This window comes from Streptomyces sp. NPDC057099 (genome assembly GCF_042671245.1).
GTDB classification, from domain to species: Bacteria; Actinomycetota; Actinomycetes; order Streptomycetales; family Streptomycetaceae; genus Streptomyces; species Streptomyces purpurascens.
The window spans coordinates 1-12,237 of record NZ_JBHUTX010000054.1; the positions used below are offsets into that span (position 1 = coordinate 1).

At 70.1% G+C, this 12,237-nt stretch carries 11 protein-coding genes; 6 read left to right on the forward strand and 5 right to left on the reverse strand.

Annotated elements, in window-relative coordinates; all coding sequences use genetic code 11:
• Positions 1–59 precede the first annotated feature (59 nt).
• Positions 60–1,541 carry a non-reducing end alpha-L-arabinofuranosidase family hydrolase gene (locus tag ACFT4A_RS36795; protein WP_382839427.1) on the reverse strand — a complete coding sequence of 494 codons (1,482 nt, stop codon included), beginning with the start codon at positions 1,539–1,541 and terminating at the stop codon, positions 60–62.
• 606 nt (positions 1,542–2,147) lie between these two features.
• Between ACFT4A_RS36795 and ACFT4A_RS36800 the strand changes: the two genes are divergently transcribed.
• Both ACFT4A_RS36800 and ACFT4A_RS36805 read left to right on the forward strand, forming a co-directional pair.
• Complete coding sequence (locus ACFT4A_RS36800; protein WP_382839428.1) at positions 2,148–3,578, forward strand: endo-1,4-beta-xylanase; 1,431 nt, start codon at positions 2,148–2,150, stop codon at positions 3,576–3,578.
• 100 nt (positions 3,579–3,678) lie between these two features.
• Positions 3,679–4,977: an RICIN domain-containing protein gene (locus ACFT4A_RS36805; RefSeq protein WP_382839531.1), complete on the forward strand. Its 1,299-nt coding sequence runs from the start codon at positions 3,679–3,681 to the stop codon at positions 4,975–4,977.
• Positions 4,978–5,111: 134 nt separating this feature from the next.
• On the opposite strand, the gene ACFT4A_RS36810 is transcribed toward ACFT4A_RS36805, so the two are convergent.
• Positions 5,112–6,467 carry a dipeptidase gene (locus ACFT4A_RS36810; RefSeq protein ID WP_382839430.1) on the reverse strand — a complete coding sequence of 452 codons (1,356 nt, stop codon included), beginning with the start codon at positions 6,465–6,467 and terminating at the stop codon, positions 5,112–5,114.
• Between the two features lie 133 nt (positions 6,468–6,600).
• Between ACFT4A_RS36810 and ACFT4A_RS36815 the strand changes: the two genes are divergently transcribed.
• The gene (locus tag ACFT4A_RS36815; RefSeq protein WP_382839432.1) at positions 6,601–7,842 is read left to right on the forward strand and encodes a geranylgeranyl reductase family protein; all 1,242 of its coding nucleotides are present in this window, start codon (positions 6,601–6,603) and stop codon (positions 7,840–7,842) included.
• Here the strand turns inward: ACFT4A_RS36815 and ACFT4A_RS36820 are convergent.
• The gene (locus ACFT4A_RS36820; RefSeq protein ID WP_382839434.1) at positions 7,826–8,275 is read right to left on the reverse strand and encodes a nitroreductase family deazaflavin-dependent oxidoreductase; all 450 of its coding nucleotides are present in this window, start codon (positions 8,273–8,275) and stop codon (positions 7,826–7,828) included. The genes ACFT4A_RS36815 and ACFT4A_RS36820 overlap by 17 nt on opposite strands.
• Positions 8,276–8,459: 184 nt before the next feature.
• On the opposite strand from ACFT4A_RS36820, the gene ACFT4A_RS36825 reads away from it, so the two are divergent.
• A complete protein-coding gene (locus ACFT4A_RS36825) occupies positions 8,460–9,173 on the forward strand; it encodes a TetR/AcrR family transcriptional regulator (protein WP_382839436.1) in 714 nt (237 codons plus the stop codon).
• Here ACFT4A_RS36825 and ACFT4A_RS36830 read toward each other — a convergent pair.
• Entirely contained in the window at positions 9,145–9,870 is a 726-nt protein-coding gene (locus ACFT4A_RS36830; RefSeq protein WP_382839438.1) for a VOC family protein, read from the reverse strand. The two genes, ACFT4A_RS36825 and ACFT4A_RS36830, sit on opposite strands and share 29 nt — an antisense overlap.
• Before the next feature lie 126 nt (positions 9,871–9,996).
• Between ACFT4A_RS36830 and ACFT4A_RS36835 the strand changes: the two genes are divergently transcribed.
• Positions 9,997–11,220: a sensor histidine kinase gene (locus ACFT4A_RS36835; RefSeq protein WP_382839440.1), complete on the forward strand. Its 1,224-nt coding sequence runs from the start codon at positions 9,997–9,999 to the stop codon at positions 11,218–11,220.
• A gap of 37 nt (positions 11,221–11,257) precedes the next feature.
• Entirely contained in the window at positions 11,258–11,923 is a 666-nt protein-coding gene (locus tag ACFT4A_RS36840; protein ID WP_382839441.1) for a response regulator, read from the forward strand.
• On the opposite strand, the gene ACFT4A_RS36845 is transcribed toward ACFT4A_RS36840, so the two are convergent.
• Complete coding sequence (locus ACFT4A_RS36845) at positions 11,884–12,168, reverse strand: DUF6332 family protein (RefSeq protein WP_382839443.1); 285 nt, start codon at positions 12,166–12,168, stop codon at positions 11,884–11,886. The two genes, ACFT4A_RS36840 and ACFT4A_RS36845, sit on opposite strands and share 40 nt — an antisense overlap.
• Between the last annotated feature and the right edge of the window lie 69 nt (positions 12,169–12,237).

Genomic DNA, 12,237 nt, shown 5'->3' on the forward strand with positions numbered 1-12,237 from the left:
GGCCTTCCGCCGAGCCCGCCACGCCGCCTCCTTATCGGAGCCGGCCTTGTGTCACACCGTCAGCGCCGCAGTGTCAGCAGACCCGGACGGTAGGGCCAGTGGCCGTACTCGCCGCCGGAGTTGGGGTTGCGTCCCTGGTAGAGGAACTGCAGGTTGCAGGGATCGACGGTGAAGGTCTGGTCGGCGCTGGTGCGGATCAGTTCGCCATGGCTGATGTCATTCGTCCAGGTGGCGCCGCTGTTGGCCTTTCCGGCGAAGGGATTGCTCTCGGTCGCGGCCTGGGGTGTCCATGAGCCGTTCAGACTGGTGGCCGTGAACGAGCGGAAGTAGCGGCCCTGCGAGCCCCTCGCCTCGACGATCATGAGGTAGCGGTTCTGGCCTTGCAGCTTGTAGACCTGCGGGGCTTCGAACAGGTTGTCCGCCGTGTCGCTCATGATCGTTGTGTAGTTCGAGCCGAAGCTGCTCGGGAAGTTCCCGATCGGCATGCTGGCCCGGTAGATCTTGCCGTTGTCACCGGCGAAGAACAGGTACATGTTCTGGCCGTCAGCGATGAGCGTCTGGTCGATGGGTCCTGTTCCGGAGCCGGAGATGCTTCCGGAGAAGAGCACCTGCTGTGCTGACCAGCCGTTGGGGTTGGTGGGGTCGCTCGACGTCCGGTAGGAGAAAGCGCTCCCGCCGCCCCACTGGTAGGCGAGCACCCAGATGTTCTTCGGCGCGAAGTAGAAGAGTGTGGGTGCGACGGTGGAAGCCGACATGGTGTTCTGGCCGGCCGAGGCCATCTCCGGCCAGTTGGTGAACAGGCCGAAGTTCATCGAACCCCAGCCCGCTCCCGTTCCCGCGGCGCCGTGCGTCGTCGCATAGACGAGATGCTTGCCGTTGTACGGGGCGACGGTGAAGTCCTTGAGCGAGGCCCACCCGGCCTTGGGCTGCGCCAGCGCGCCGGTAGACGTCCAGCGGTAGGCCGACGGGAGATTGCACGAGCCGGGGGGATTGTCGCCGCCGACCTTGACGAGTTGCCACTGCTGGTTGGTGCCGCCCCAGTCGTCGTACTGGACGATGTTCGCGTTGTCGGCGGTGGCGGCGCCTTGTACTTCGAGGGCCTTGTTGCTGTGGCGCGAGATGAGCCGCACGTGGCCGTCCGAGCTGTCGGCCAGCCGCCACTGCTGGTTGGTGGCGTTCAGGTCGGCCCACTGGACGATCGAGCCGCCGTTCGCGGTGGACCAGTTGTGGATGTCCAGCACCTTGCCCGAGTGGCGGGACTTGATGCGGTAGTAGCCGCCCCCGGAATCGACGAACTGCCACTGCTGCTGGTTCTGATCGTTCCTGGTCCACTGGGTGATGCGGGCGCCGTCGTTGGTCGCCATGTTGTAGACATCGAGGGCCTTGCCGCTGTTGCGGTTGACCAGCACATACGAGGCGTTGGGGTCTACGGTCGCCGCGCGGGCGGGCTGGGCGCCGAGGAAAGTGGCCATGAGCAGCAAGGGCGCGAGAACGGCTAGTAGGCGTCTTGGACGGACCGGGGACGTCTGGCGAAACCACATCAGAGGGCACTCCTTCGGGGGGCGGGGTGAGCCCGGTGAACCGCAGAGCGGACTGCCAGGAGGCAGGGAAAGCTCGAAACATTTCGAGGAATTCCCGGAAGCTTCGACGCCACAAGCTAGGAATGCGGGGCCTGCTGGTCAAGGCCTGTCGCCGATCTGGCCGCAAACAGCGCCTCGCTCTCGAGCTCGACGAGCTGTCGCGCTGGCCGGCATCCCTGGAATGTGCGATGCGGTGGCCTGTCCGGCGCGCCGGGGTGCCAGAAAGTTTCGAGCCAGGATCCGAAAACTTCTTCTGCGGAGAGTATTGACGATGCATCGTCAATCCCTCAATCATCCGTGTCTGAGCACCGGTCCATAGTTCGAGATATCGAACTACCCCCGGCCTGAGCAATCTGTGTTGCACGGCAGATCCACGCACAGCTGAACGACAGATGCGCACCCAAAGCACCTGCGCCACCCCGTCACGCGCCGCGTCCTATGGCCGCGCTGCCCGGTGACTCCGTGCTGCCCGGTTTCGGCCCACCCCGTCCGTCTGCCGAGTGGGGACGGACGACGCATCCCCGTGCGCTTCAGTCCTTCCGTCATGTCTACTTTGGAGGCACAGTCATGGGCTCGCATGCCCTTCCCGGACCGGCCGTTCGCCGGAAGATCCGCAGCCTGGTGCTGGTGCTGGTCGTCGGCGTACTCGGTGCGGTCGCCGCACTGGTCGCGCCGCCGACCGCACACGCCGCCGAGAGCACGCTCGGCGCCGCGGCGGCGCAGAGCGGCCGCTACTTCGGTACCGCCATCGCCTCGGGCAGACTGGGCGACTCGGCGTACACGACGATCGCGGGCCGTGAGTTCAACTCGGTGACGGCCGAGAACGAGATGAAGATCGACGCCACCGAACCGCAGCGGGGCCAGTTCAACTTCACCGCCGCCGACCGCGTCTACAACTGGGCGGTGCAGAACGGCAAGCAGGTGCGCGGCCACACCCTGGCCTGGCACTCCCAGCAACCCGGCTGGATGCAGAGCCTCAGCGGCAGCAATCTGCGGCAGGCGATGATCGGCCACATCAACGGCGTGATGGCCCACTACAAAGGCAAGATCGCCCAGTGGGACGTCGTGAACGAGGCCTTTGCCGACGGCAGTTCGGGGGCCCGGCGCGACTCCAACCTGCAGCGCACCGGCAACGACTGGATCGAGGTCGCCTTCCGCACCGCACGCGCCGCCGACCCGGCAGCCAAGCTCTGCTACAACGACTACAACGTCGAGAACTGGACGTGGGCCAAAACCCAGGCCATGTACGCCATGGTCCGGGACTTCAAGCAGCGCGGCGTGCCGATCGACTGCGTCGGCTTCCAGTCGCACTTCAACAGCGGCAGCCCCTACAACAGCAACTTCCGCACCACCCTGCAGAGCTTCGCCGCCCTTGGCGTCGACGTGGCCATCACCGAACTCGACATCCAGGGCGCCCCGGCCACGACCTACGCCAACGTGACCAACGACTGCCTGGCCGTCCCGCGCTGCCTCGGCATCACCGTCTGGGGCGTGCGCGACACCGACTCCTGGCGACCGGGGGACACGCCGCTGCTGTTCAACGGCAACGGAAGCAAGAAGCCCGCCTACACCTCCGTCCTCAACGCACTCAACGGCGGCTCCACTACGCCCCCTTCGGATTCCGGAACGATCAAGAGCGTCGGTTCGGGCCGCTGCCTGGACGTGCCCGGCACCAGTACCACCGACGGCACCCAGCTCCACCTGTGGGACTGTCACAACGGCACCAACCAGCAGTGGACGTACACCGCCGCCGGCGAGCTCAGGGTCTACGGCAACAAGTGCCTGGACGCCGCCGGCACCGGCAACGGCACCAAAGTCCAGATCTACAGCTGCTGGGGCGGCGACAACCAGAAATGGCGTCTCAACTCCGACGGATCCATCGTCGGCGCCCAGTCCGGCCTCTGCCTCGACACCGTCTCAGGCGGCACCGCCAACGGCACCCTGATTCAGCTCTCCTCCTGCTCGAACGGCAGCAACCAGCGCTGGACCCGCACCTGATGGGACCTGCCACGAACGAAAGGGTGGATCGATGAAGACCTACGGTGCGGCTTCCCTCGCCCCTCCACGAAGGCATCGCTGGTGGTCCCGGGTCGCCGCCGTGGTGGCGGCGACCCTCGCGATCGGCATGCTCACCGCGGTGAATCCGGCGCCCGCCGAGGCGGCGACGGTGGACACCAATGCCTGGTATGCCCTGGTCAATCGCAACAGCGGCAAGGCGCTGGACGTCTCTGGCACGTCCACCGCCGACGGCGCACGGGTCAACCAGTGGACGCGCAACGACGGAGCCAACCAGCAGTGGCAGTTCGTGGACTCCGGCGGCGGCTTCTACCGACTCAAGGCCCGGCATTCGGGCAAGGTTCTCGACGTGGCCGGCGCCTCGACCGCAGACGGTGCCGCGATCCAGCAGTGGGCCGACGGCAACGGCGCCAACCAGCAGTTCCGCCTGGCCGACTCCGACGCGGGCCACGTCCGGCTGATCAACCGCACCAGCGGCAAGGCGGTGGAGGTACAGGGCGCCTCCACCGCCGACGGTGGCAACGTCGTCCAGTACTCCGACTGGGGCGGCGCCAACCAGCAATGGCAGATGATCAAGCTGTCGTCCGGTGGCGGCGGATGCGGCAGCCCTCCGACCCTGGCGAGCGGTACGCACACGATGCAGAGCGGAGGCAAGAGCCGCAGCTTCATCCTCAGGGTTCCCGCCAACTACGACTACAGCCGCCCCTACCGGCTGATCTTCGCGTTCCACTGGCGGGGCGGAACGGCCGGCGACGTCGCCTCGGGCGGCACGAGTGGGAACGCCTGGTCCTATTACGGCCAACAGGAACAGTCGAACAACGGCGCGATCCTCGTCGCCCCCCAGGGCCTCGGCAACGGCTGGGCCAATTCGGGCGGTGAGGACATCGCCTTCGTCGACGACATGATCCGGCGGATCGAGGGCGGCCTCTGTGTCAACCCGGCACAGCGTTTCGCCACGGGATTCAGCTGGGGCGGCGGTATGAGCTACGCACTCGCATGCGCCCGGGCGAACGTCTTCAGGGCCGTCGCGGTCATCTCCGGCGCTCAGATCAGCGGATGCAGCGGCGGTAACCAGCCCATCGCCTACCTCGGGATCCACGGCATCAGCGACAACGTCCTCAGCATCGCGCAAGGACGGTCCCTGCGCGACAAGTTCGTCGCCAACAACGGCTGCACTGCGCAAAGCCCGCGCGAGCCCGCGCCGGGCAGCCGAACGCACATCACCACCACCTACTCGGGCTGCCGTGCCGGGTACCCGGTCCAATGGGCCGCCTTCGACGGAGGCCACATACCCGGTCCGGTCGACGGCTCCCCCGGCGAAAGCGGCGTCACCACCTGGACCAAAGCAGAGATCTGGAGGTTCTTCGCACAGTTCCAATGACACGCCCGCACCATGGGGTGGAGCCAGGATGACCCTGGCTCCACCCCGTCGACGCCTGCCTCGTTGAACTCCCGGCCACAGCCCGCCGATCACGGTCCGCCGGGGACGAGGGCCTTGTGCTGCGGGCGAGGCGGTCAGCTCGCCGCGTAGTTCCGCAAGAACAGCGCCTCCGCCACCGACAGCCGCTCCAGTTCTCCGGGGGACACGCTCTCGTTCACCGCGTGGATCTGGGCCTCCGGCTCGCTCAGCCCGATGAGCAGGATCTCCGCGCGCGGGTAGAGGGCGGCGAGGGTGTTGCACAGCGGGATGGAGCCGCCCTGGCCCGCGTACTGCATCTCCTGGCCCGGGTACGCCACGGCCATGGCGCTGGCCATGGCCTGGTAGGCGGGGCTGGTGGTGTCGGCGCGGAAGGGCTGGCCCTCGCCGATGTGCTCGGTGCTCACCCGCGCGCCCCACGGCGTGTGCGCCTCCAGATGCGCCTGGAGCAGCTTGGTCGCCGCGCCCGCGTCCACGCCCGGCGGCACCCGCAGGCTGATCAGCGCGCGGGCGCTCGCCTGCACGGACGGGGTGGCGCCGACGACGGGCGGGCAGTCGATGCCGAGGACCGTGACGGCCGGGCGCGACCAGATGCGGTCGGCGACCGTGCCGGCCCCGATCAGCTCGACGCCGTCCAGCACCTTGGCGTCCTGCCGGAACTGCTCCTCGTCGTACTGCAAGCCTTCCCAGGCCGAGTCCGAGGCGAGCCCGTCGACGGTCGTCGAACCGTCCTCGGCGCGCAGCGAGTCCAGGACGCGGATCAGGGCGGCGAGCGCGTCGGGCGCGGCACCGCCGAACTGGCCCGAGTGCAGATTGCCCGCGAGCGTGTCGACGCTGACGCGGACGAGGGTCATACCGCGCAGCGTGGAGGTCACCGTCGGCAGGCCGACGCGGAAGTTGCCCGCGTCGCCGATGACGATGGTGTCGGCCTCCAGCAGCCCCGGGTGCTCCTCGGCGTACCGCTCCAGACCGCCCGTGCCCTGCTCCTCCGAGCCTTCGACGATCACCTTGACGTGGACGGGCACGCCGCCGTTCGCCTTCAGCGCCCGCAGAGCCAGCAGGTGCAGGATCACGCCGCCCTTGCAGTCGGCGGCGCCACGCCCGTACCAGCGTCCGTCCCGCTCGGTCAGCTCGAACGGCGGGGTCGTCCAGCCGGCCTCGTCCAGCGGCGGCTGCACGTCGTAGTGGGCGTAGAGCAGGACGGTCTTCGCACCCTCCGGGCCGGGGAGGCAGCCGTAGACCGACTGGGTGCCGTCGGGGGTGTCGAGCAGGGCCACGTCCTGGAATCCCTCGGCGGCGAGCGCGTCCGCGACCCAGCGGGCGGCGCCCTCGCTCTCGCTCCTCGGGAACTGGTCGAAGTCCGCCACCGACCGGAAGGCCACCAGTTCGGTGAGTTCCGCCTTCGCCCCCGGCATCAGCGAGGCGACGGTCTCGGCGACCGGATTCGACGACATGGGCACGCTCCTTGTGGGTGCGACGTTGAAGAGTTGAGTGCTGTAGATCCTCCCACAGCGGGCTGTGACCAGGTCCGCCGTAGGATGCGGGAGACAGCAGGGCAGGCGGCTTGATCGGGAGCAGTAGACCATCGTGAGCAGCGAGAACTCTTCGGCGGACGACGCGCGGCAGGTGTGGGACGTCGTCGTGGTGGGTGCGGGACCCGCGGGAGCTTCGGCCGCGTACGCGGCGGCGGTCGCCGGGAGACGCGTGCTGTTGCTGGAGAAGGCGGAGTTGCCGCGGTACAAGACGTGCGGCGGCGGCATCATCGGCCCCTCGCGCGACGCCCTCCCGCCCGGCTTCGAGCTGCCGCTCAAGGACCGGGTGCACGCGGTGACGTTCTCGCACAACGGCCGCTTCACGCGGACCCGCCGGTCCAAGCAGATGCTGTTCGGGCTGATCAACCGGCCCGAGTTCGACCAGCAGCTCGTCGAGCACGCGCAGAAGGCGGGCGCCGAGCTGCGTACGGGCGTCACCGTCCAGCGGGTCGAGCAGCACGGCTCGGAGGTGCCGGACCGGCGCACGGTCGCCGTCGTCCTGCAGGGCGGCGAGGTCCTGCTCGCGCGGTCCGTGGTCGGGGCGGACGGCAGCGCCAGCCGCATAGGGGCGCATGTCGGGGTCAAGGTCGACCAGGTGGATCTCGGGCTGGAGGCGGAGATCCCGGTGCCGGAGACCGTCGCCGAGGACTGGAAGGGACGGGTGCTCATCGACTGGGGCCCGATTCCCGGCAGTTACGGCTGGGTCTTCCCCAAGGGGGACAGCCTGACGGTCGGGGTGATCTCGGCCAGGGGTGAAGGCGCCGCGACGAAGCGGTACTTGGAGGACTTCATCGGCCGGCTGGGCCTCGCCGGCTTCGAACCGAGCATCTCCTCGGGGCACTTGACCCGTTGCCGGGCCGACGACTCGCCGCTGTCGCGCGGCCGGGTGCTGGTCTGCGGTGACGCGGCGGGGCTGCTGGAGCCGTGGACCCGCGAGGGCATCTCCTTCGCGCTGCGGTCCGGCCGGCTCGCGGGGGAGTGGGCGGTGCGGATCGCCGAGGCGCACGACGCCGTGGACACGCGCCGGCAGGCCCTCAACTACGCGTTCGCGGTCAAGGCCGGGCTCGGTGTGGAGATGAGCGTCGGCAAGCGGCTGCTGACGGCGTTCGAGCGTCGCCCCGGTCTGTTCCACGGTGCGCTGATGGGCTTCCGCCCGGCCTGGAAGGGTTTCAAGGACATCACGCGGGGCGCCACGTCGCTGGGCGAGATCGTCCGCACCCATCCCATGGCCCAGCGGGCGCTGACGGCGGTGGACCGCCGTCCCACGTCGGACGGCGAGGTCAGCTCGTCACCGTGATCTCGAAGACCGGGTGGTCGGGGGCGATCCGGCGCAGCTCGTCGTCCGGCGAGTCCGGGCCCACTCCGTTGAAGAAGACCCCGACCTCCGCCTTCCAGCGCTTGAGGTAGGCGCGCAGGATCGGGGTCTTGTCGTCGTCGGCCACCTCGGTCGCGGAGAACGTGTCCACGTGCTTGCCGAGGTGCAGCTCGCCGCCGCCGGCCGCGCGCATGTTGTGCGTCCACTGGACATGGCCGCGCGGCGCCACCAGGTACTGCCGGCCGTCGAGGGTCATCAGGTTGACCGGGGTGGTGCGCCACTGGCCGCTCTTGCGGCCGCGGACGGCGAGGACGCGGGAGCCCCAGACGCTGATGCCGCGGCGGGTCATCCAGGCCACGAGGCGGTTGATGACGTTGACGGTGACCCAGCCGGGCTTCTGGACGTGTGTGGACATGGGGTCCCCCTGGTCTCTGTGTGATGGAGCGGTGCTCTCGTCGTTGTCGGCGAGGGAGCGGCGCTCTCTTTTGTGAGCACTGCTCTCTCTCGCTGGGTTCAGTCTGCCCGAGGTCGGCACTCCAGAGCAAGAGCACTGCTCTCGTTTGTGTGCACTGCTCTGCTTTCATGGCACACTTGCCCGCATGAGCACCGCACACGGCGCCCGTGCCCGGGCCAGGATCGAAGTCACCGCGGCCATCAAGGACGAGGCCCGCAGACAGCTAGCGGCCGAGGGCGCCGCCAGGCTCTCCCTGCGCGCCGTGGCCCGTGAGCTCGGCATGGTCTCCTCCGCGCTGTACCGCTATTTCCCCAGCCGTGACGACCTGCTCACCGCACTCATCATCGACGCCTACGACTCCCTCGGCGAGCGGGCCGAGGCGGCCCATGAGCCGACGGCCGACCCCTTCCTCCGATGGATCGCGGTCTGCGAGGCGGTGCGGGGCTGGGCGCTGGACCACCCCCACGAGTACGCGCTGATCTACGGATCGCCCGTGCCCGGCTACACCGCCCCCGACACCACCGTCCCGGCCGCCGCCCGCGTCGGCCTCCTGCTCATCGGCATCGCACGCGACGCCCACCGTGGCTCAGGCCTCTCCGGACCCTCACTGCCGTCCGAGCTGCGCCCGGAGGCCGAACGGATCGCCGCCGATCTCGCGCCCGACCTCCCCCCGGAGGCGGCGGCAGCTCTCGTCGCGGCCTGGGCCCAGCTGTACGGCCTGGTCGGCTTCGAGCTGTTCGGCCAGTTCCACCGGGTGGTCGAGGACCGGGCGCCGTTCTTCCGCCACGCGGTGGGGCAACTCGCCCGGGGAGTGGGGCTGGTGCCCGGACCTACCGAGGGCGCAGCGCCAGGCCGCTGATGTCGGTGGTGGGCGGGGTGCCCTCGCTCAGGAGCAGCGTGGTGATCCGGTCCGCCGGACCGGAGGCGAAGTGCACATGCGCTCCGGGCAGCGGCACGACGGCCGGCCCGGCCGTCGGGACACCCGTGAGCCGGCTCAGCCAGGCGGCGGACGCGGCGGGGTCCGGGGTCTCGACCACGAATCCCGCGAGGTCGTGGTCGCCGCGGTTGCCTCCGCCGCCCCGGTACGTGTCCAGGATGACCTGGCGGTCGGGCGTGTAGCTGATGAAGAACGGCGCCCAGCGCGGGGCGTCCGCGATGAACGCCTCCCGGAAGGAGACGGGCGAGCCCTCCCGGGCGAACGTCACCACCTCGACCTCATGACCGTCGCCGCGAAGACGGTCCGTGGTCGCGGCGATGTCGGTGACGTTGATCGCGAAGTTGAGCGCACCGCCGCCGGCCGCGAGGAGCTCGTCGACGAACGGCATCATCGGCGTCATGGCCTTGCCGTACGGCGATCCGTCGAACACGGCTCGGTCGACGATGCCGAGGATCTCGACGTAGCGCACGTCCAGGCGCCACGCACCGTTCTGAAAACCCAGATACGGCGCATTGGTGTGCCCGGGAAGCCCGGCGGCCGCGTAGGCGGCGACAGCGGACTCCACGTCGGGCACGCAGTGCAGGAGGTGGTCGAACTCCGGTAACTCCGACGACGCCATCTCGCATCCTCTCCAAGGAGGTAAGGGGAGCCTGTCAACGGGCGACGGTGTACTTCCCGGGAAGTACGCGTGATCACCACGCCTGGGTGACGCCGCTCCGGGCGGGCGGAGTCTAGCGTGGCCGGTATGGACGAGCAGCGCGCGCGGGGCGGCCCGCCGCAGTGGTGGCGCCACGGGCCGCCGTGGTGGGACCGGTGGGGGGAGGGGGAGCGTGCGCCCCGGTGGCCCTGGCGGTCCACCGTCGCGGTCACGGTCTTCGTGCTGGTCGGTTCGACCTTCGCCGCGCACGGCCAGGAGGGCGAGCGGGCGGCGCTCGACCCGTTCGCGCGTGTGCTGCTGGTGGTGGCCGGGGGGCTGCTGCTGTGGCGGAAGCGGTATCCGGTGGCCGTGGTCTTCGGCACCGCGGGCGCCGCCTTGCTCTACCTGGGGGCCGGGTATCCGTACGGGCCGGTGCTCCTCACCGTCGCACTGGCGTGCTTCAGCGCGATCGTCGCCGGGCACCGCTGGGCGGCGTGGGCCGCGATGGGAACGCTCTGGGCCGGGCACGTCCTGGTGGCGCACTGGCTCTACCAGTGGCTGCCGCCGTCGGGGGACTCCGCCGCTTCCTGGGGCGAGGAGATCGTCGTCGCCACCTGGGTGGTCGCGATCGCGGCGGTGTCCGAGCTGTTCCGGGTCCGGCGCGAGCAGTGGGTCCGGGAACGGGCCGAGCGTGCCGAGGCCGCGCGACGGCGGGCCGACGAGGAGCGGCTGCGGATCGCGCAGGAGCTGCACGACGTCCTCGCGCACAGCATCTCCGTGATCAATGTGCAGGCGGGCGTCGGCCTCGCGCTCCTCGACTCCGATCCCGAGCAGGCCCGTACGGCGCTCACCACGATCAAGGACCAGAGCAAGGAGGCGCTCGGCGAGGTGCGTCAGGTGCTCGACACCCTGCGTGCGCCCGGTGCCGCGCCCCGTGCCCCGGCGCCCGGGCTCGACCGGCTGTCCGAGCTGGTGGAGCAGGCGGCGAGCGCGGGTCTCACGGTCGAGGTGGAAGGAGAGCCGCCGCGCCTCCCGCCCGGCACGGACCTCGCCGCCTTCCGGATCGTCCAGGAGGCCCTGACCAACGTCGTACGGCACTCGGGTTCGCGGCACGCGCGCGTGCGCCTCGCGCACGACGCGGACGTGCTGCGGTTGCGGGTCGACGACGACGGGCCCGCGACCGGCGCCGACGCGGGCGGCGGCGGCAACGGGCTGGTCGGTATGCGGGAGCGGGCCGCCGCGCTGGGTGGCACCATCGAGGCGGGGCCCCGCCCGGACGGAGGTTTCCGGGTGCTCGCCGTACTGCCGCTGACGGCGTCCGCCGGCACCTGAGCCGACCGCGGACCGGACGACGACGCAAGGAGGACCGGTGATTCGCGTACTGCTCGCCGACGACCAGTCACTGGTCCGGGCAGGGTTCCGGGCGCTGCTCGACGCACAGCCGGACATCGAGGTGGCCGCGGAGGCCGCCGACGGCGAGGAGGCCGTGCGCCGGATCCGCGAACTGCGGCCCGACGTCGTCCTGATGGACATCCGCATGCCCGCGCTCGACGGCCTGGCCGCGACCCGGAAGGTCACCGAGGACGCGGGACTGAAGGACGTCAAGGTGGTCATGCTCACCACCTTCGAGCTCGACGAGTACGTCTTCGAGGCGATCCGCTCGGGTGCCTCGGGCTTCCTGGTCAAGGACACCGAGCCGGACGAACTCCTGCGCGCGGTAAGGGCGGTGGTCGCGGGCGACGCACTGCTCTCGCCGGGGGTGACGCGCCGGCTGATCGCCGAGTTCGCGGCCCGCTCCAAGGAACCCGCGGCGGCCGACGCCCTGGCCGGGCTCACCGAGCGGGAGCGGGAGGTGATGGCCCTGGTCGGCATGGGCCTGTCCAACGAGGAGATCGCCCGCCGGCTGGTCGTCAGCCCGCTCACGGCGAAGACCCACGTCAGCCGCACCATGGTGAAGCTCGGCGCCCGCGACCGGGCCCAACTGGTCGTGCTCGCCTACGAGTCGGGGCTGGTGCGGCCGGGCTGGCTGGGCTGAGCCCCCGACCGGAACCGGAGCAGCACACTGACGACCCGGACGGCGAAGAGCACGGGCGCGAGCACCAGCCCGGTGCGCACCAGAAGGGTTTCCACAGTGTCCGGAAGCGCGAAGAGCAGTGCGGGACCGGCCACGGCCCCGAAGACGACCGCCGCCGCGAAGGCCGCGCTGCACAGCGCGTACCCGATCTCGACGGTGATCGCGTCGCGTTCGGCTTGGGAGCGCCGTCCCCCGTGACTCGTCATACGGCGAGTCAAACAGGGGGGCGCCCGGCGGGCAAGGCAGGTCTGCGTCTACCGGCCGACAGCGAGTCG

Excerpts from the sequence above, each read along its gene's own strand:
- ACFT4A_RS36825 (WP_382839436.1), top strand. The coding sequence starts at position 8,460 with ATGAGCACCGCACACGGCGCCCGTGCCCGGGCCAGGATCGAAGTCACC.
- ACFT4A_RS36845 (WP_382839443.1), bottom strand. The coding sequence starts at position 12,168 with ATGACGAGTCACGGGGGACGGCGCTCCCAAGCCGAACGCGACGCGATC.
- ACFT4A_RS36810 (WP_382839430.1), bottom strand. The coding sequence starts at position 6,467 with ATGTCGTCGAATCCGGTCGCCGAGACCGTCGCCTCGCTGATGCCGGGG.
- ACFT4A_RS36800 (WP_382839428.1), top strand. The coding sequence starts at position 2,148 with ATGGGCTCGCATGCCCTTCCCGGACCGGCCGTTCGCCGGAAGATCCGC.
- ACFT4A_RS36835 (WP_382839440.1), top strand. The coding sequence starts at position 9,997 with ATGGACGAGCAGCGCGCGCGGGGCGGCCCGCCGCAGTGGTGGCGCCAC.
- ACFT4A_RS36830 (WP_382839438.1), bottom strand. The coding sequence starts at position 9,870 with ATGGCGTCGTCGGAGTTACCGGAGTTCGACCACCTCCTGCACTGCGTG.
- ACFT4A_RS36820 (WP_382839434.1), bottom strand. The coding sequence starts at position 8,275 with ATGTCCACACACGTCCAGAAGCCCGGCTGGGTCACCGTCAACGTCATC.
- ACFT4A_RS36795 (WP_382839427.1), bottom strand. The coding sequence starts at position 1,541 with ATGTGGTTTCGCCAGACGTCCCCGGTCCGTCCAAGACGCCTACTAGCC.